The organism is Pseudomonas sp. Tav-5-1A, from assembly GCF_055755055.1.
This window is the reverse complement of sequence record NZ_CM146901.1, coordinates 4,994,101-5,011,894: the sequence shown is the minus strand read 5'-3', so window position 1 is coordinate 5,011,894 and position 17,794 is coordinate 4,994,101. Positions and strand designations below refer to the sequence as shown.

General features: G+C 64.7%; 19 protein-coding genes. All 19 read left to right on the top strand.

Annotated features, from left to right (window positions below; genetic code table 11):
* The first annotated feature begins 84 nt into the window (after nucleotides 1-84).
* The 19 genes from fliH to fliA all read left to right on the top strand — a co-directional run bounded on the left by fliH (nucleotide 85) and on the right by fliA (nucleotide 17,662).
* A complete protein-coding gene (gene fliH, locus AC0J42_RS22895; RefSeq protein WP_416426089.1) occupies nucleotides 85-849 on the top strand; it encodes a flagellar assembly protein FliH in 765 nt (254 codons plus the stop codon).
* Nucleotides 839-2,197 (top strand): flagellar protein export ATPase FliI, encoded by a 1,359-nt coding sequence (gene fliI / locus AC0J42_RS22890; RefSeq protein ID WP_473003986.1) that lies wholly within the window; start codon nucleotides 839-841, stop codon nucleotides 2,195-2,197. The genes fliH and fliI overlap by 11 nt, the downstream gene beginning before the upstream one ends.
* A 6-nt stretch (nucleotides 2,198-2,203) precedes the next feature.
* Nucleotides 2,204-2,653, top strand: coding sequence for a flagellar export protein FliJ (fliJ, locus tag AC0J42_RS22885; RefSeq protein ID WP_416426087.1), 450 nt, complete (start codon nucleotides 2,204-2,206; stop codon nucleotides 2,651-2,653).
* 88 nt (nucleotides 2,654-2,741) lie between these two features.
* On the top strand, nucleotides 2,742-3,047 hold the full coding sequence (locus tag AC0J42_RS22880; protein WP_416426086.1) for an STAS domain-containing protein: 306 nt from the start codon (nucleotides 2,742-2,744) through the stop codon (nucleotides 3,045-3,047).
* 2 nt (nucleotides 3,048-3,049) lie between these two features.
* Nucleotides 3,050-4,756 carry a SpoIIE family protein phosphatase gene (locus AC0J42_RS22875; protein WP_416427441.1) on the top strand — a complete coding sequence of 569 codons (1,707 nt, stop codon included), beginning with the start codon at nucleotides 3,050-3,052 and terminating at the stop codon, nucleotides 4,754-4,756.
* A gap of 26 nt (nucleotides 4,757-4,782) precedes the next feature.
* Nucleotides 4,783-5,127: an Hpt domain-containing protein gene (locus AC0J42_RS22870; RefSeq protein ID WP_473003983.1), complete on the top strand. Its 345-nt coding sequence runs from the start codon at nucleotides 4,783-4,785 to the stop codon at nucleotides 5,125-5,127.
* A gap of 94 nt (nucleotides 5,128-5,221) precedes the next feature.
* On the top strand, nucleotides 5,222-6,673 hold the full coding sequence (locus AC0J42_RS22865) for a flagellar hook-length control protein FliK (protein ID WP_473003981.1): 1,452 nt from the start codon (nucleotides 5,222-5,224) through the stop codon (nucleotides 6,671-6,673).
* 206 nt (nucleotides 6,674-6,879) lie between these two features.
* Nucleotides 6,880-7,383 (top strand): flagellar basal body-associated protein FliL, encoded by a 504-nt coding sequence (fliL, locus tag AC0J42_RS22860; protein WP_416426083.1) that lies wholly within the window; start codon nucleotides 6,880-6,882, stop codon nucleotides 7,381-7,383.
* 9 nt (nucleotides 7,384-7,392) lie between these two features.
* The gene (fliM, locus tag AC0J42_RS22855) at nucleotides 7,393-8,361 is read left to right on the top strand and encodes a flagellar motor switch protein FliM (protein ID WP_416426082.1); all 969 of its coding nucleotides are present in this window, start codon (nucleotides 7,393-7,395) and stop codon (nucleotides 8,359-8,361) included.
* 55 nt (nucleotides 8,362-8,416) lie between these two features.
* On the top strand, nucleotides 8,417-8,884 hold the full coding sequence (gene fliN, locus AC0J42_RS22850; RefSeq protein WP_473003979.1) for a flagellar motor switch protein FliN: 468 nt from the start codon (nucleotides 8,417-8,419) through the stop codon (nucleotides 8,882-8,884).
* On the top strand, nucleotides 8,885-9,358 hold the full coding sequence (gene fliO / locus AC0J42_RS22845) for a flagellar biosynthetic protein FliO (protein WP_473003977.1): 474 nt from the start codon (nucleotides 8,885-8,887) through the stop codon (nucleotides 9,356-9,358).
* Nucleotides 9,358-10,110, top strand: coding sequence for a flagellar type III secretion system pore protein FliP (fliP, locus tag AC0J42_RS22840; RefSeq protein WP_416426079.1), 753 nt, complete (start codon nucleotides 9,358-9,360; stop codon nucleotides 10,108-10,110). Before fliO ends, fliP begins: the two co-directional genes overlap by 1 nt.
* Nucleotides 10,111-10,131: 21 nt before the next feature.
* Nucleotides 10,132-10,401 carry a flagellar biosynthesis protein FliQ gene (gene fliQ, locus AC0J42_RS22835; protein ID WP_027981659.1) on the top strand — a complete coding sequence of 90 codons (270 nt, stop codon included), beginning with the start codon at nucleotides 10,132-10,134 and terminating at the stop codon, nucleotides 10,399-10,401.
* Nucleotides 10,398-11,183, top strand: coding sequence for a flagellar biosynthetic protein FliR (gene fliR, locus AC0J42_RS22830; protein WP_416426077.1), 786 nt, complete (start codon nucleotides 10,398-10,400; stop codon nucleotides 11,181-11,183). Before fliQ ends, fliR begins: the two co-directional genes overlap by 4 nt.
* A 1-nt stretch (nucleotide 11,184) precedes the next feature.
* Nucleotides 11,185-12,321: a flagellar biosynthesis protein FlhB gene (flhB, locus tag AC0J42_RS22825; protein WP_416426075.1), complete on the top strand. Its 1,137-nt coding sequence runs from the start codon at nucleotides 11,185-11,187 to the stop codon at nucleotides 12,319-12,321.
* Nucleotides 12,322-12,507: 186 nt separating this feature from the next.
* Entirely contained in the window at nucleotides 12,508-14,637 is a 2,130-nt protein-coding gene (flhA, locus tag AC0J42_RS22820) for a flagellar biosynthesis protein FlhA (protein WP_416426073.1), read from the top strand.
* 11 nt (nucleotides 14,638-14,648) lie between these two features.
* The gene (gene flhF / locus AC0J42_RS22815; RefSeq protein ID WP_416426072.1) at nucleotides 14,649-15,962 is read left to right on the top strand and encodes a flagellar biosynthesis protein FlhF; all 1,314 of its coding nucleotides are present in this window, start codon (nucleotides 14,649-14,651) and stop codon (nucleotides 15,960-15,962) included.
* Between the two features lie 123 nt (nucleotides 15,963-16,085).
* The gene (gene fleN / locus AC0J42_RS22810) at nucleotides 16,086-16,919 is read left to right on the top strand and encodes a flagellar synthesis regulator FleN (protein ID WP_008374846.1); all 834 of its coding nucleotides are present in this window, start codon (nucleotides 16,086-16,088) and stop codon (nucleotides 16,917-16,919) included.
* Nucleotides 16,913-17,662 carry an RNA polymerase sigma factor FliA gene (fliA, locus tag AC0J42_RS22805; protein ID WP_416427440.1) on the top strand — a complete coding sequence of 250 codons (750 nt, stop codon included), beginning with the start codon at nucleotides 16,913-16,915 and terminating at the stop codon, nucleotides 17,660-17,662. The genes fleN and fliA overlap by 7 nt, the downstream gene beginning before the upstream one ends.
* Nucleotides 17,663-17,794: the final 132 nt, after the last annotated feature.

Below are 17,794 nucleotides of genomic sequence, written 5' to 3'. Positions count from 1 at the left end.
TTTGCGGCCCGAAAAGCTCGCTGGCAAGCCAGCTCCCACATTACCCGTCATGCCCCTGTATTCTGGCGCCATCAGGAATAATTCATGTCCCGCCCCTCTGAACAACACCCCAGTGACCTGATCCGCGCCGAAGACCTGCAAGGCGTCGACCTGTGGGCCATTCCCAGCTTCGACCCCGAAGTGCCCGAGCCAGAACCCGAACCCGAGCCGATCGTCGAGGAAATCGAGGAAGTGCCGCTGGAAGAAGTCCAGCCGCTGACCCTGGAAGAACTCGAGAGCATCCGCCAGGAGGCCTACAACGAAGGCTTCGCCACGGGCGAGAAAGAAGGCTTCCACAGCACCACCCTCAAGGTGCGCCAGGAGGCCGAAGTGGCCCTGGCCGCCAAGCTGCAAAGCCTGGAACAGCTGATGGGCCACCTGATGGCGCCCATCGCCGAGCAGGACAGCCAGATCGAAAAGTCCCTGGTGGAACTGGTGGCGCACATCACCCGCCAGGTAATCCAGCGCGAACTCAAGACCGACTCCAGCCAGATCGAGCACGTGCTGCGCGAATCGCTGAAGTTGCTGCCCATGGGCGCCGGCAACGTGCGTATCTTCGTCAACCCGCAGGACTTCGAGCAGGTCAAGGCCCTGCGCGAGCGCCATGAGGAAAGCTGGCGCATCCTCGAGGACGAGGCGCTGCTGCCCGGCGGTTGCCGGGTAGAGTCCGAGCACAGCCGCATCGACGCCAGCATGGAAACCCGCATTACCCAGGCCATCGCGCAGCTGTTCGACCAGCTGCACGAACAGGCCCTGCACCCCGCCGAAGCCGACGTCAGCGTCGACCTGGAAGGCCCCGATGCGCCTTGACCGCACCAGCTTCGCCAAGCGCCTGGGCGGCTACGCGCCCACCATCAGCCTGCCGGCCCAGCCGGTGCTGGAAGGGCGCCTGCTGCGCATGGTCGGCCTGACGCTCGAGGCCGAAGGCCTGCGCGCTGCCATGGGCAGCCGCTGCGTGGTGATCAACGACGACAGCCACCACCCGGTGCAGGTGGAAGCCGAGGTCATGGGCTTCTCCGGCACCAAGGTATTCCTGATGCCGGTGGGCAGTGTCGCCGGCATCGCCCCCGGTGCCCGCGTGGTGCCGCTGGCCGACACCGGCCGCCTGCCCATGGGCATGAGCATGCTGGGACGGATTCTTGACGGTGCCGGCCGCGCGCTGGACGGCAAGGGCGGCATGAAGGCCGAGGACTGGGTGCCCATGGACGGCCCGACCATCAACCCGCTCAAGCGCGACCCCATCAGCCAGCCGCTGGACGTGGGCATTCGCAGCATCAACGGGTTGCTGACGGTAGGCCGCGGCCAGCGCCTGGGCCTGTTCGCCGGCACCGGCGTGGGCAAGAGCGTGCTGCTGGGCATGATGACCCGCTTCACCGAGGCCGACATCATCGTGGTGGGGCTGATTGGTGAGCGGGGCCGCGAGGTGAAGGAATTCATCGAGCACATCCTCGGCGAAGAAGGGCTCAAGCGCTCGGTGGTGGTGGCCTCGCCCGCCGACGAAGCGCCGCTGATGCGCCTGCGCGCCGCGATGTACTGCACGCGCATCGCCGAATATTTCCGCGACAAGGGCAAGAACGTCCTGTTGCTGATGGACTCCCTGACCCGTTTCGCCCAGGCCCAGCGGGAAATTGCCCTGGCCATCGGCGAGCCGCCGGCCACCAAGGGCTACCCACCATCGGTGTTCGCCAAGTTGCCCAAGCTGGTGGAGCGCGCCGGCAACGCCGAGGCCGGGGGCGGCTCCATCACCGCCTTCTACACCGTGCTGTCCGAGGGTGACGACCAGCAGGACCCCATCGCCGACTCGGCGCGGGGCGTGCTCGACGGTCACATCGTGCTGTCCCGGCGCCTGGCGGAGGAGGGGCACTACCCGGCCATCGACATCGAGGCGTCCATCAGCCGGGTCATGCCCAGCGTGGTCAGCCCCCAGCACATGGGCCAGGCCCAGCACTTCAAGCAGCTGTGGTCGCGCTACCAGCAGAGCCGCGACCTGATCAGCGTGGGCGCCTACGTGCCCGGCGGCGACCGCGAGACTGACCTGGCGATCAACCTGCACCCCACGCTGGTGCGCTACCTGCGCCAGGGCCTGGACGACAACGAGAGCCTGGAAGCCAGCAGCGAGCGCCTGGCGGCCGTGTTCAAGCCCGTCGCGCCGAGCTGATAAGCCATGGCCATCAGTCGCGCAGCACGCCTGGCCCCGGTGGTCGACATGGCCGAGAAGGCCGAGCGCACGGCTGCCCAGCGCCTGGGCCACTTCCAGGGCCAGGTACGCCTGTCGGAAACCAAGCTGGCCGAGCTTGACCGCTACCGCGAGGACTACCAGGCGCAGTGGCACACCTACGGCAGCAAGGGCGTGTCGGGCCAGTGGCTGATGAACTACCAGCGGTTTTTGAACCAATTGGAAACCGCCGTTGCCCAACAGAAGCAGAGCCTGGCCTGGCACCAGAAGAACCTGGAGAACGCCCGGGGCACCTGGCAACAGGCCTACGCCCGGGTCGAGGGCCTGCGCAAGCTGGTGCAACGTTATATTGACGAGGCACGCCAGCTGGAAGACCGCCGCGAGCAGAAGCTGCTGGACGAGTTGTCCCAGCGTTTGCCGCGTCAGGGCAGCTTCTAGCCAATTATTTGTCAAGGGGCAGGTTGCCGGGGTCCGTGCGTGGTGCTAAACCTTGTACGGAGCTGGCTAATTTAAAGGAATTTTGTACATGGCCGTAGAAGCTAATCAATCTGGTGATGGCAAAGAGCTGACCATCAGCATCAAGGGACGCTTTGACTTCGGCTCCCACCAGGACTTCCGCAACGCCTACGAGCGGGTCAACACCAAGCCAACCGCCTACCGCATCGATCTCAAGGACACCACGTACCTGGATAGCTCGGCGCTGGGCATGTTGCTGCTGCTGCGCGACCACGCCGGTGGCGACCACGCCAAGGTACGGCTGATCAACAGCCAGCCGGACGTGAAGAAAATCCTCGCGATTTCCAATTTCGACAAACTGTTCGAGATCGAATGAGCATGCTCGCGGCCAGTGAACCACTGACCGTACTGATTGCCGACGACAACATGACTGATCGCATGTTGCTCTCCAGCATCGTACGGCGTCAGGGCCATCGCGTGTTGACCGCCAGCGATGGCCAGGAAGCGGTCGAAGTGTTCGCCCAGCGCCGCCCGCAGCTGGTGCTGCTGGACGCGATGATGCCGGTGGTGGATGGCTTCGAGGCGGCCCGGCAGATCAAGGAGCTGGCCGGCGAGGCGCTGGTGCCGATCATCTTTCTCACCTCCCTGACCGAAGAGGAAGCGCTGGTGCGCTGCCTGGAGGCGGGCGGTGACGATTTTCTGGCGAAGCCCTACAACCAGGTGATCCTGGCCGCCAAGATCAAGGCCATGGACCGCATGCGCCGCCTGCAGGCCACGGTGCTGGAGCAGCGCGACCAGATTACCCGCCACCACGGCTACCTGCTCAACGAGCAGCGCGTGGCCAAGGCGGTGTTCGACCAGGTGGCCCACTCCGGCTGCCTCAGCTCGCCCAATATCCGCTACATGCAGTCGCCTTACGCACTGTTCAACGGCGACCTGCTACTGGCCTCGTTCACGCCGTCGGGCGGCATGCACCTGCTGCTGGGCGACTTCACCGGCCACGGTTTGCCGGCGGCGGTGGGCGCCATGCCCCTGGCGGAAGTCTTCTATGGCATGACCGCCAAGGGCTATGGCCTGCCGGAAATCCTCCGGGAGATGAACGCCAAGCTCAAGCGCATCCTGCCGGTGGACATGTTCTGCTGCGCGACCCTGCTCAACCTGAATTTCCAGCGACGCATCGTCGAGGTGTGGAACGGCGGCATGCCCGACGGCTACCTGCACCGCCTGGACACCGGCGAGCACGTGCCGCTGCGCTCGCGCCACCTGCCGCTGGGGGTGCTGTCGCGGGCGACCTTCCAGGAAAAGACCGAGACCTTCGCCCTGCAGCCCGGTGACCGGCTGTTCCTGATGTCCGATGGTGTCATCGACACTGCCAACAGCGATGACCAGCTGTTCGGCCTGGAGCGCCTGCAGCGGGTGTTCGAGCTGAACAAGGACCCCGACCTGCTGTTCGAGGACATCCAGGCCGCGCTCAAGGCGTTCCGCGGTGAGTCGCGCGATGACGTGAGCATGGTCCAGGTCACCATGGTGGAACCCGACACCCTGGTGCCGCCGGCCACCGTGTACTCCGACAGCGGCGCGTCCAGCCCGCTGAACTGGTCCATGAGCCTGGAATTGCGCGCCGACACCCTCAAGCGCTTCAACCCCTTGCCCTACCTGCTGCAACTGCTGCAGGAAATCCACGGCCTGCGGGCCCAGAGCGGTGCGCTGTACAGCGTGCTCTCGGAACTCTACTCCAATGCCCTGGAGCATGGCGTGCTGGGGCTCGATTCCAGCCTCAAGCGCGATGCCGAAGGATTTGCGCAATATTACGAGCAGCGCAATACTCGTCTCAGCCAACTCAAGGACGGTTACGTGCGCCTGCACTTCCTGGTCACCCCGGAAGGCAACGGCGGCCGCTTGATCATCGATGTCGAGGACAGCGGCCATGGCTTCGACCCGCGCCAGGTCATGGCGCGCCCCGCCGAGGAAAAAGGCCTTTCCGGACGGGGCCTGAAACTGATCCGGCAACTGAGCCACAGTGCCCAATGGTCGGAAGACGGTCGAAGTGCCTGCGTGGAATTTTCCTGGGGGGCTCTGGCATAATCCCGGCTTGATCAAGGAGCGAACAAGTGTCACATCAACATCTGGACTACGACGTGCTCAGCGCGTTGCAGGAAGTCATGGAGGAGGAGTACCCGCTGCTGCTGGATACCTTCCTCACCGACTCCGAAGTGCGCCTCAGCGAGCTGCACAAGGCCACCGACCCCGCCCAGCTGGGGCAGGCCGCCCACAGCTTCAAGGGCAGCAGCAGCAACATGGGCGCCACTGCCCTGGCGGATCTTTGCCGCCAGCTGGAGGAGCGCGTCAAGCATCCGCCACTCAACGGCATCGAAGACCTGGTCAACCGCATCGACCATGAATTCGCCACCGTGCGCCGCCTGTACAGCGACGAGCGCCAGCGTTTCGCCTGCTGACACGCGCCATCATCGGTCGGGCCAACCTTGGCCCGACTCTTGCTACCTTCCCTGCACCTGTACCCCCCGATTTCAGTGCAGCGGAGACCTGTAAATGTCAGTCGCGTCAAACCCCCTCTTGCAGATCGGCAGTACCGCCAGCACCCAGGCCAGTACCCTGGCGAGCCTGAGCAAGGCCGCGGAGCCCGCCAAGGACACCTCCGCAGACTTCGCCAAGGTATACGCCAAGCAGTCGCAGAACCCGCCTGCGAAAGCGGCGAGCGCCACTGCCAGCCAGGCCAGTGCCCAGCAGAACCAGGCGAAGAACAGCGCTGCCCATGACAAGGACACTGCCGCTGCGAAGCCGGCCGTTGCCGATAGCGGCAAGAATTTGCCTGCCCACAAAACCGCCAAGGCGGACCAGCCGGGCAAGGCCGACAAGTCGGATAAAAGCGCCAGCACCACCAAGGCCGACAAGACCGACAAGAGCGACGCCACTGACAAGAGCAAGGCCAAGGATGACGACCAGGACGACGACGCCACCGTCACCGACGCCGCCAGCACCGACACCGCTACCCCGGTAGCCACCGTCGCCACCCCGGAGCCAGCCGCGCCCGTGGTCGACCCGGCCCTGGCCCAGGCGCAGCAACCCACGCCGGTCCCGGACCCGACCCAGGCGGCGGCCGTGGTGCAGGTGGCGCCGCCGGTGGTGGACACGCCCACCACGACCGACAGCGACACCTTCGACCCGTCCAAGGACGACCCGCTCGCCAACATGCCCACCCTGCGCCTGGCGCTGGAGCAGAACGCCAAGGCCCAGGGCACCACCTCGGCCCACGCGCAGCCGGACACCACGGCGGCACAGGCCACCAACGGTTCCGACACCGACCAGAGCTTCGCCAGTGGCCTGGCGGCCATGGTGGTGCAGCAGAAGGGCAGCGGTGAGAGCGACGTCAGCGACAAGGCGTTCAGCGCGCAAATCGACGATGGCCTGAAGGACGTCAAGGGCGCCACTGCCGACACCCGCATCGACGACTTCGCCAATCGCCTGGCGGCCATGAGCGACACCTCCGCGACCAAGACCGCTGCAGCCACCCCGGCCACGGTGCAGGCGCCCACCACCCAGCTGGCCATGAACCAGAACGGCTGGACCGAGGGCGTGGTCAACCGGGTCATGTACCTGTCCAGCCAGAACCTCAAGTCGGCGGACATCCAGTTGACGCCGGCCGAGCTGGGCCGCCTGAGCATTCGCGTGGACATGACTCCCGACCAGCAGACCTCGGTGACCTTCACCAGCGCCCACCTGCACGTGCGCGAGGCGCTGGAAAGCCAGCAGGGCAAGCTCAAGGACATGTTCGCCGAGCAAGGCATGGGCCAGCTTGACGTCAACGTCTCCGACCAGTCGCGCCAGTCCTCCCAGGACCAGGCCCAGCAGAACCAGCGCAGCAGCCGCAGCAGTGCCGGCAGCGACAGCCTGGACGGCGTCGCCGCCGCTTCGCCGTTGGCCTCGGAGCCTACGGTGCAGCAGGTGATCGTCGGCACCAGCGCGATCGATTATTACGCCTGACGCCGATTTTTGTGGGAGCTGGCTTGCCAGCGAGCTGTTGAGGTCCGAACAGCTCGCTGGCAAGCCAGCTCCCACAGATCGCCCATCCCAGGTGCCACGCCAATCCTCCCGCAACGCTTTGTCAGCATCCCGACAAATCTGGCATAACACTTGCTCCACCCTCTCCAGGTGAGTGTTAACCCCCCGATTAGTGACGGATTATTGGCATGGCGAAGAGCGAAGCAGCAGAGAAAGAACCGGCAGGCAAAGGCAAGCTGAAGATGATCATTCTTCTTGTCGTGGTCCTGCTGCTGGTGATCGGTGGCTCCGTGGGCGCTACCTGGTTCTTCCTGCACAAGGGCGCCGAGGCCAAGCCGGCGGAGGCCGCCGCCGCAGCCCCCGCCGGCAAGCAGCCCGCCCTCTACGAACCGCTGACCCCGGCGTTCGTGGTCAACTTCAAGCAAGACGGCCGTGACCGCTACATGCAGGTCAGCCTGACCATGCAGGCGCGCGACAAGGCCGACCTGGATGCCCTGCTGGTGCACATGCCGGTGATCCGCAACAACCTGGTGATGATGTTCTCCGGCGAAAACTTCGCCACCCTGGCCACGCCCGTGGGCGAGGAAATGCTGCGCCAGAAAGCCACGGCGGCGGTGCAGGCCGTAGCCCAGAAAGAAGTCGGCAAGCCGGTCATCGACCAGCTGCTTTTCACTAACTTCGTATTGCAGTAGGAACACGACATGGCCGTGCAAGACCTGCTGTCCCAGGATGAGATCGACGCCCTGTTGCATGGCGTCGACGATGGGCTGGTGCAGACCGAGAGCCTGGGTGAGCCAGGCAGCGTCAAAAGTTATGACCTGACCAGCCAGGACCGTATCGTCCGGGGGCGCATGCCGACCCTGGAAATGATCAACGAGCGCTTCGCGCGCTACACCCGCATCAGCATGTTCAACCTGCTGCGCCGCTCGGCGGACGTGGCGGTGGGCGGCGTGCAGGTGATGAAGTTCGGCGAATACGTGCACTCGCTGTACGTGCCCACCAGCCTCAACCTGGTGAAGGTCAAGCCGTTGCGCGGCACCGGCCTGTTCATCCTCGACGCCAAGCTGGTGTTCAAGCTGGTGGACAACTTCTTCGGCGGCGACGGCCGTCACGCCAAGATCGAAGGCCGTGAATTCACCCCGACCGAACTGCGCGTGGTGCGCATGGTGCTGGACCAGGCCTTCATCGACATGAAGGAAGCCTGGCAGGCCATCATGGAAGTCAACTTCGAGTACATCAACTCCGAAGTGAACCCGGCGATGGCCAACATCGTCGGCCCCAGCGAAGCGGTGGTGGTGTCCACCTTCCACATCGAACTGGACGGCGGTGGCGGCGACCTGCACGTGACCATGCCGTATTCCATGGTGGAGCCGATCCGCGAGATGCTCGACGCCGGCTTCCAGTCCGACCTGGACGACCAGGACGAGCGCTGGAGCAAGGCCCTGCGCGAGGACGTGCTGGACGTCAGCGTGCCGCTGAGCGCCACCGTTGCCCGTCGCCAGCTGCGCCTGCGCGACATCCTGCACATGGCGCCGGGGGACGTGATCCCCGTGGAGCTGCCGGAAGAACTGGTACTGCGCGCCAACGGCGTGCCGTCCTTCAAAGCCAAGCTGGGTTCCCACAAGGGCAACCTTGCGCTGCAAGTGATCGAGCCGATCGAACGTCGCTGACTGGCGCTGTCGATAAGCTGTTATCCCTGAATTTACTGCCCGTCGAGGACCCCTGATGGCTGACGAACACGAAATGACTTCCCCGGAAGACCAGGCCCTGGCCGACGAATGGGCTGCGGCCCTGGGTGAGTCCGGCGACGCCGGGCAAAGCGACATCGACGCGCTGCTGGCGGCTGATGCCGGCAACGGCAGCGCCGGCTCGCGCATGGCCATGGAGGAGTTCGGTGCCTCGCCCAAGCACAATGGCCCGGTGAACCTGGAAGGCCCGAACCTGGACGTGATCCTGGACATCCCGGTGACCATCTCCATGGAAGTGGGCTCCACCGACATCAACATCCGCAATCTGCTGCAGCTCAACCAGGGCTCGGTGATCGAGCTGGACCGCCTGGCCGGCGAGCCGCTGGACGTGCTGGTCAACGGCACGCTGATCGCCCATGGCGAGGTGGTGGTGGTCAACGAGAAGTTCGGCATCCGCCTGACCGACGTGATCAGCCCCAGCGAACGCATCAAGAAGCTGCGCTGAATGGGCCGCCTGCTGACCCTGCTGCTGGCGCTGCCGCTGCCGGCGTTCGCCGCCACGGTGGGCGCGCCCGTTGCGCCTACCACCCCGGCCGGCGCCCCTGCGGTGCCCGCCGTGGGCTCGGCGCTGGGCAACGGCATGGCCGGCCAGCTGACCCAGCTGATGCTCGGCCTGCTGCTGGTGATCGGCCTGATCTTCGCCCTGGCGTGGGTGCTGCGCCGCGTGCAGCAGGCCACCCCCAACGGCGGCCAGGTGATCGAGCTGCTGGGGTCGCGCGCCCTGGGCCCGCGGGACCGGCTGGTGCTGGTGCAGGTGGGGTCCGAGCAGATCCTGCTGGGCCTGAGCCCGGGCCGCATCGCCCCGCTGCATGTGCTGGAGCACCCGATTGCGGTGCCAGCCAAGACCAAGACGGCCTCGCCGGAGTTCGCCCAGCGCCTCATGGAGCTGATGGGCAAGGACCACAAGGATAAGCACTGATGGGCGCGCTGCGCTTTTTGTTGACCCTGGCACTGTTGGTGGCTGCGCCCATGGCGCTGGCCGCCGACCCGTTGTCGATCCCGGCGATTACCCTGGGCACTGGCGCCAACGGCCAGCAGGAATACTCGGTCAGCCTGCAGATTCTGCTGATCATGACGGCGCTGAGCTTCATTCCGGCGTTCGTCATGCTGATGACCAGCTTCACCCGCATCATCATCGTCTTCTCCATCCTCCGCCAGGCCCTGGGCCTGCAGCAGACGCCGTCGAACCAGTTGCTCACGGGCATGGCGCTGTTCCTGACCATGTTCATCATGGCGCCGGTGTTCGACAAGGTGAACCAGCAGGCGCTGCAGCCCTACCTGGCCGAGAAGATGAGTGCCCAGGATGCCGTGCTCAAGGCCGAGGGGCCGGTGCGCGACTTCATGCTGGCGCAAACCCGCCAGAGTGACCTGGACCTGTTCATGCGCCTGTCGCGCCGCACCGACATTGCCAGCCCCGACCAGGCGCCGCTGACCATCGTGGTGCCAGCGTTCGTCACCTCGGAGCTGAAGACCGCGTTCCAGATCGGCTTCATGATCTTCATCCCGTTCCTGATCATCGACCTGGTGGTGGCCAGCGTGCTCATGGCCATGGGGATGATGATGCTGTCGCCGTTGATCATCTCGCTGCCGTTCAAGATCATGCTGTTCGTGCTGGTGGATGGCTGGGCACTGATCATCGGCACCCTGGCCAGCAGTTTTGGCGGCGTCTGAGACCCCGCACGGAGATCCGTCATGACCCCTGAAGTGGCTGTCGACCTGTTTCGCAATGCGCTGTGGCTGACCACCATGATGGTCGGCATCCTGGTGGTGCCCAGCCTGGTGGTGGGCCTGATCGTGGCCATGTTCCAGGCGGCCACGCAGATCAACGAACAGACCCTGAGCTTCCTGCCGCGCCTGCTGGTGATGCTGATCACCCTGATCATCGTCGGGCCGTGGCTGGTGCGTACCTTCATGGAGTACATCACCAACCTGTACACCAGCATCCCGCAAGTGATTGGATGAACCCGCTCCTGCACCTGACCGACGCCCAGATCGGCGCCTGGGTTTCCAGCTTCATGCTGCCGCTGTTTCGCGTCGGCTCGATGCTGATGGCCATGCCGGTGTTCGGTACCACCATGGTGCCCAAGCGCATACGCCTGTACCTGGCCATGGCCATCACCGTGGTCATCGCACCGTCGCTGCCGGCCATGCCGGTGGTGGATTCCCTGAGCCTGCAGGGGCTGATGCTGGCGGGCGAGCAGATCATCATCGGCTCCCTGCTGGGCTTTTCCCTGCAGATGCTGTTCCAGGCCTTCCTGATTGCCGGGCAGATCCTGGCCATCCAGATGGGCATGGGCTTCGCGTCCATGAACGACCCGGTCAACGGCGTGCAGACGGCGGTGGTGGGGCAGTTCTTCACCATGCTGGTGACGCTGCTGTTCCTGGCCATGAACGGCCACCTGGTGGTGTTCGAGGTGCTGGTGGAAAGCTTCACCACGCTGCCGGTGGGCGGCGGGGTGCTGGTGAGCCAGTTCTGGGAGCTGATCATGCACATGAGCTGGGTGCTGGCGGCGGCGGTGATCCTGGTGCTGCCGGCCATCACCGCGCTGCTGGTGGTCAACGTCGCGTTCGGGGTGATGACCCGCGCGGCGCCGCAGCTGAACATCTTCTCCATCGGCTTCCCGCTGACGCTGGTCATGGGCATGGTGATCCTGTGGCTGAGCCTGGCGGACATTCTCAACCAATACCAGCCCATGGCCACCGAGGCCTTGCAGTGGCTGCGCGAACTGGCACGGGCACGCTGACATGGCAGAGAGCGAGAGCGGTCAGGACAAGACAGAAGACCCCACGGACAAAAAGCTGCGCGAGGCGCGCGAACGTGGGGAAGTGGCACGCTCCAAGGAACTCAACACCCTGGCGGTGATGATCGGCGGCTGCGGCGCCTTGCTGGCCTACGGCGGGCATCTGGCGCAGACGCTGATGGAGCTGATGCGCATGAACTTCACCATCAGCCGCGAGACCCTGCTGGACCAGAGCCAGATGGGCGTGGTGCTGCTGGCCTCGGGCAAGATGGCCATCGACGCGGTGCAGCCGATTCTGCTGGTGCTGCTGATCGTCTCGTTCGTTGCCCCCATTTCCCTGGGCGGCTGGTTGTTCTCGCCGGGCAGCATGGCGCCGAAATTCAGTCGCATGAACCCCCTCAATGGCATCAAGCGCATGTTCTCCATGCACGCGCTGACCGAGCTGCTGAAAGCCCTGGCGAAATTCTTCGTGGTGCTGCTGGTGGCGCTGTTCGTGCTCAACAAGGACCGCAACGACCTGCTCAGCATCGCCCACGAGCCGCTGGAAATGGCCATCATCCACTCGGTGCAGCTGGTGGGGTGGAACGCGTTGTGGATGTCCATGGGGCTGCTGATCATTGCCGCCGTGGACGTGCCGATCCAGATGTACCAGGCGCGCCAGAAACTGTTGATGACCAAGCAGGAAGTCCGCGACGAGCACAAGGATAGCGAGGGTCGCCCCGAGGTCAAGCAGCGCATTCGCCAGCTGCAGCGCGAGATGTCCCAGCGCCGCATGATGTCGGCCATTCCCACTGCCGACGTGATCATCACCAACCCCACCCACTACGCCGTGGCGCTCAAGTACGACCCGGAGAAGGGCAGTGCGCCGATGCTGCTGGCCAAGGGCACCGATTTCATCGCCCTGAAGATCCGCGAGATCGGCAACGAGCACAACATCCAGATCCTCGAATCGCCGGCGCTGGCGCGGTCCATCTACTACTCCACCGAGCTTGAGCAGCAGATTCCCGCCGGCCTGTACCTGGCCGTGGCCCAGGTGCTGGCGTACGTCTACCAGATCCGCCAATACCGCGCCGGCCGCGGCAAGCGCCCGACGCCGCTCAAGGACCTGCCGATCCCGCCGGACCTGCGCCGGGACAATTGAATGTGGGAGCTGGCTTGCCAGCGAGATTTTTGCTGACGCCGCAAAACTCGCTGGCAAGCCAGCTCCCACAGGATGGTGACACCCCTAAAATTGCCGGCCCCGACAAAAGTTGGAAAGGTTCTTGCAAAGGCATACCCACAACGCCATCAGGCGTCAAAAGTTTGCTTGAGCTCACGGGGACTATCGGTGGATCGCACTCAGTTAATCAACAACGCGCGCAGCAACCTGGTCGGCCTCGGCCGGGGCAGCCTGGGTGTGCCGCTGTTGCTGTTGATCATGCTGGCAATGATGATGTTGCCGGTCCCGCCGTTCCTGCTCGACGTGTTCTTCACCTTCAACATCGCCTTGTCGATCGTGGTCCTGCTGGTGTGCGTGTACGCCCTGCGGCCGCTGGACTTCGCCGTGTTCCCGACCATCCTGCTGGTGGCGACGCTGCTGCGCCTGGCGCTGAACGTGGCGTCCACCCGCGTGGTCATGCTGCATGGCCACGACGGCCACCAGGCCGCGGGCAAGGTGATCCAGGCCTTCGGCGAAGTGGTGATCGGCGGCAACTACGTGGTCGGTGCGGTGGTGTTCGCCATCCTCATGATCATCAACTTCGTGGTGGTGACCAAGGGTGCCGGGCGTATCTCCGAGGTGAGCGCACGTTTCACCCTGGACGCCATGCCCGGCAAACAGATGGCCATCGACGCCGACCTCAACGCCGGCCTCATCGACCAGGCCCAGGCCAAGCTGCGCCGCCTTGAAGTGGCCCAGGAAGCCGAGTTCTACGGTTCCATGGACGGTGCCAGCAAGTTCGTCCGCGGTGACGCCATCGCCGGCCTGCTGATTCTGTTCATCAACCTGCTGGGCGGCATGGCCATCGGTATCTTCCAGCACGGCCTGAGCTTCGCCGAAGCCGGCAAGGTGTACGCCCTGCTGACCATCGGTGACGGTTTAGTGGCACAGTTGCCATCACTGCTGCTGTCCACGGCTGCCGCCATCATGGTGACCCGTGCCTCGGGCTCCGAGGACATGGGCAAGCAAATCAGCCGCCAGATGTTCGCCTCGCCCAAGGCGCTGGCCGTGTCGGCGGGCCTGATGACCATCATGGGTGCGGTGCCGGGCATGCCCCACGTGTCGTTCCTGTTCCTGGCCATGCTGGCCGGCGGCGCCGCCTACCTTGTGTGGAAGAAACAGAACGAGGCCAAGGTCGCCGCTGCCGCCGAAGTGCAGCGCCAGCAGGACCTGCTGCCATCGCCAACCCGCTCCCAGGACACCAAGGAACTGGGCTGGGACGACGTCACCCCGATCGACATGATCGGCCTGGAAGTGGGCTACCGCCTGATTCCACTGGTGGACCGCAACCAGGGCGGCCAGTTGCTGGCGCGGATCAAGGGGGTGCGCAAGAAGCTGTCCCAGGACCTGGGCTTCCTGATGCCCACCGTGCACATTCGCGACAACCTCGACCTGGCGCCCAGCGCCTATCGCCTGACGCTGATGGGCGTGATCCTGGCTGAGGCCGAGATCTACCCCGACCGCGAGCTGGCGATCAACCCGGGTCAGGTGTTTGGCACCCTCAACGGCATCACCGCCAAGGATCCGGCTTTCGGCCTGGACGCGGTGTGGATCGAGCTGAGCAACCGTCCCCAGGCGCAGTCGCTGGGTTACACGGTGGTCGACGCCAGCACGGTGGTGGCCACGCACTTGAACCAGATCCTGTCCAAGCACGCCCACGAGCTGATTGGCCACGAGGAAGTGCAGCAATTGCTGTCGGTGCTGGCCAAGGGCTCGCCGAAGCTGGCCGAGGAGCTGGTGCCGGGCGTGCTGTCGCTGTCCAACCTGCTCAAGGTGCTGCAGGCGCTGCTGGCCGAGCAGGTGCCGGTGCGCGACATCCGCAGCATCGCCGAAGCCATCGCCAACAACGCGGTCAAGAGTCAAGATACCGCCGCTTTGGTCCAGGCAGTACGGGTTGGCTTGAGCCGCGCTATCGTCCAAAGCATTGTAGGGCTTGACTCCGAGCTACCTGTTATCACCCTGGAGCCAAGGTTGGAACAGATATTGCTCAATAGTTTGCAGAAGGCCGGTCAGGGTCAGGAAGAAGGCGTTCTGTTGGAGCCAAGCATGGCCGAGAAGCTGCAGCGGTCGTTGATCGATGCGGCGCAACGCCAGGAAATGGCCGGGCAACCGGTGATCCTCCTGGTGGCGGGCCCGATCCGCGCGATGCTCTCGCGCTTCGGCCGCCTGGCAGTACCTAATTTACATGTCTTGGCGTATCAGGAAATTCCTGACAACAAGCAAGTGACCATCGTTGCGACAGTAGGGCCCAACGGCTGAGGTAGTGGGTTATGCAAGTTAAGCGTTTTTTCGCCGCCGATATGCGTCAGGCCATGAAACTGGTCCGTGACGAGCTGGGCGCCGATGCCGCTATCATCGGCAACCGTCGGATTGCCGGCGGCGTCGAGCTCACGGCCGCGCTGGACTACAAACTGTCCGCGCTGGCACCGCGTGTGCCGAACATGGAGCTTGAGGACGAGCTGCGCAAGACGCAGTCGCGGATCGTCAACGCCCAGGCTGAACTGGACACCCGTGGCGACAGCGACGCGGTCACCAACCGGCAACTGTTTGCCGGCCTGCCGCTGACCGCGCCCGAGCCGCTGGTGGAGCCGACCTTCGTCGAGCCGCCGCGCCCGCAGGCCCCGCCTGCCGCGCCGGTGGACCAGCGCCTGTTCGAGTCCATGCGTTCGGAGCTCAACGGCCTGCGCGAGTTGCTGGAAGTGCAGCTCGGCTCGCTGGCCTGGACCCAACTGCAAGGCAGCAAGCCTGCGCAGGCCAACCTGTGGCGCCGCCTGCAGCGCATCGGCCTGTCGGGCCCGCTGTCGCGCGAGCTGCTGGACATGGTTGGCGAGATCAATGAACCGCGCCAGGCGTGGCGCATGCTGCTGGCCCACTTGGCCCGCATGATCGTGACGCCGGACGTGGAGCCGCTGGAAGAGGGCGGTGTCATCGCCATGGTCGGCCCCGCCGGCATGGGCAAGACCACCACCCTGGCCAAGCTGGCGGCCCGTTACGTGCTCAAGTACGGCGCGCAGAACATCGCGCTGGTGAGCATGGACAGCTTCCGCATTGGCGCCCAGGAGCAGCTCAAGACCCTGGGCCGTATTCTCAACGTGCCAGTGACCCACGTCGACCCGGGCCAGTCCCTGGCCCAGGCGCTGGAGCCGCTGCTGCGCAAGCGCGTGGTGCTGATCGATACCGCCGGCCTGCAGGCCAGCGACCCGGCCCTGCGCCTGCAACTGGAAAGCCTGGCAGGGCGCGGCATCAAGGCGCGCAACTACCTGGTGCTGGCAACCACCAGCCAGAAGCAGGTTTTAACTGCGGCCTACCACAGTTACAAGCGTTGTGGGCTCGCAGGTTGTATCCTGACGAAACTGGACGAATCGGCAAGCCTGGGCGAAGTGCTCAGCCTGGCGATTGGTCATGAACTACCAGTGGCTTATCTCACCGACGGGCCACGCATTCCGGACGATTTGCACCTGCCAAGACGGCACCAGTTGGTGAGCCGCGCGGTTAACGTGCAAATGCAGGATGAGCCCAGCGAAGAGGCCATGGCCGATATGTTCGCTGATCTCTACCACAGCCCGAGTAAACGAGTTGGCTGAGGTGAATGTTTTGAAGTCGTTGCAATCTACCTACATTGTTGGTCTGCCGGGCATTTTTCATGTGTTTGAAAGCGCAGCCAGTCATGTGGCCTCGGTCTAAGTAAGACAAGGTAAAGAACGAACATGGGCAGCATGCATCCCGTACAGGTGATCGCCGTGACAGGCGGCAAAGGCGGCGTCGGCAAGACCAACGTGTCAGTGAACTTGTCTTTGGCGCTGGCCGAGCTTGGCCGTCGCGTGATGTTGTTGGACGCCGACCTGGGCCTGGCGAACGTCGACGTCCTGCTGGGGCTGACACCGAAACGAACCCTTGCCGATGTCATCGAGGGGCGCTGTGAGCTGCGCGACGTGCTGCTCCAGGGGCCTGGTGGCATCCGCATCGTGCCGGCCGCGTCCGGCACCCAGAGCATGGTGCACCTGACGCCAGCTCAACACGCGGGCCTGATCCAGGCCTTCAGCGACATCGGCGACAACCTCGATGTGCTGGTGATCGACACGGCGGCCGGTATCGGCGATTCAGTGGTCAGCTTCGTGCGCGCCGCGCAGGAAGTGCTGCTGGTGGTGTGCGACGAGCCCACCTCGATCACCGACGCCTACGCGCTGATCAAGCTGCTGAACCGCGACTACGGCATGAACCGCTTCCGCGTGCTGGCCAACATGGCCCAGAGCCCGCAGGAAGGCCGCAACCTGTTCGCCAAGCTGACCAAGGTGACCGACCGTTTCCTCGACGTAGCCCTGCAGTACGTGGGCGCGGTGCCGTACGACGAATGCGTGCGCAAGGCCGTGCAGAAACAGCGCGCGGTGTATGAGGCGTTCCCGCGTTCCAAGTGTGCGCTGGCGTTCAAGGCCATCGCCCAGAAGGTCGACACCTGGCCGTTGCCAGCCAACCCACGCGGGCACCTGGAGTTCTTCGTCGAACGCCTGGTGCAGCAGACCAGTGCAGGTCCCGTATCATGAGCGCCAGCGGCTATCGGATGTACAGCAAGGCTTCCCGCGAGTCGCAGCAGTACGAGCTGATCGAGCGCTATGCGCCGCTGGTCAAGCGCATCGCCTATCACCTGCTGGCGCGCCTGCCGGCCAGCGTGCAGGTGGAAGACCTGATCCAGGCCGGCATGATCGGCCTGCTCGAGGTGTCCACCAAGTACGACTCCACCAAGGGCGCCAGCTTCGAGACCTACGCCGGCATCCGCATTCGCGGCGCCATGCTCGACGAGGTGCGCAAGGGCGATTGGGCCCCGCGTTCGGTGCACCGCAATACCCGCATGGTCAGTGACGCGATTCGCGCTATCGAAGCGAAAACCGGTCGCGACGCTAAAGATCATGAGGTTGCGGCCGAACTCCAGTTGAGCCTGGACGATTACTACGCGATTTTGAACGATACCCTGGGCAGCCGCCTGTTCAGCTTCGACGACCTGTTGCAGGACGGCGAGCATGAAGGCCTGCACGAGGATGGCGCCAGCGCCGGGCTCGAGCCCTCGCGGGACCTGGAGGACGAGCGTTTCCAGGCGGCCCTGGCCGAGGCCATCAGCAACCTGCCGGAGCGTGAACGCCTGGTGTTGGCCCTCTACTACGACGAGGAGCTGAACCTGAAGGAGATCGGCGAGGTGCTGGGGGTCAGCGAGTCGCGGGTCAGCCAGCTGCACAGCCAATGCGCGGCGCGCCTGCGCAGCCGGTTGGGCGAGTGGCGCGCACGGGCATAATTCCTTGGTGGGCCAAGGTATGTGGGAGCTGGCTTGCATTAGCAGTTCAATGGCCCGCAATCGCTGTAAAACTGGATTTGGGGATGCGGCATGGGTATTTTCCCTGCCGCACGTCATGTAGTGCACTAGCCA

Coding starts and splice junctions, on each gene's coding strand:
- fliM (WP_416426082.1), top strand. CDS start 7,393: ATGGCCGTGCAAGACCTGCTGTCCCAGGATGAGATCGACGCCCTGTTG.
- fliO (WP_473003977.1), top strand. CDS start 8,885: ATGGGCCGCCTGCTGACCCTGCTGCTGGCGCTGCCGCTGCCGGCGTTC.
- fliP (WP_416426079.1), top strand. CDS start 9,358: ATGGGCGCGCTGCGCTTTTTGTTGACCCTGGCACTGTTGGTGGCTGCG.
- fliQ (WP_027981659.1), top strand. CDS start 10,132: ATGACCCCTGAAGTGGCTGTCGACCTGTTTCGCAATGCGCTGTGGCTG.
- fliI (WP_473003986.1), top strand. CDS start 839: ATGCGCCTTGACCGCACCAGCTTCGCCAAGCGCCTGGGCGGCTACGCG.
- fliH (WP_416426089.1), top strand. CDS start 85: ATGTCCCGCCCCTCTGAACAACACCCCAGTGACCTGATCCGCGCCGAA.
- fliN (WP_473003979.1), top strand. CDS start 8,417: ATGGCTGACGAACACGAAATGACTTCCCCGGAAGACCAGGCCCTGGCC.
- fleN (WP_008374846.1), top strand. CDS start 16,086: ATGGGCAGCATGCATCCCGTACAGGTGATCGCCGTGACAGGCGGCAAA.
- flhF (WP_416426072.1), top strand. CDS start 14,649: ATGCAAGTTAAGCGTTTTTTCGCCGCCGATATGCGTCAGGCCATGAAA.
- AC0J42_RS22865 (WP_473003981.1), top strand. CDS start 5,222: ATGTCAGTCGCGTCAAACCCCCTCTTGCAGATCGGCAGTACCGCCAGC.
- AC0J42_RS22880 (WP_416426086.1), top strand. CDS start 2,742: ATGGCCGTAGAAGCTAATCAATCTGGTGATGGCAAAGAGCTGACCATC.
- AC0J42_RS22875 (WP_416427441.1), top strand. CDS start 3,050: ATGCTCGCGGCCAGTGAACCACTGACCGTACTGATTGCCGACGACAAC.
- fliL (WP_416426083.1), top strand. CDS start 6,880: ATGGCGAAGAGCGAAGCAGCAGAGAAAGAACCGGCAGGCAAAGGCAAG.
- fliJ (WP_416426087.1), top strand. CDS start 2,204: ATGGCCATCAGTCGCGCAGCACGCCTGGCCCCGGTGGTCGACATGGCC.
- flhB (WP_416426075.1), top strand. CDS start 11,185: ATGGCAGAGAGCGAGAGCGGTCAGGACAAGACAGAAGACCCCACGGAC.
- fliR (WP_416426077.1), top strand. CDS start 10,398: ATGAACCCGCTCCTGCACCTGACCGACGCCCAGATCGGCGCCTGGGTT.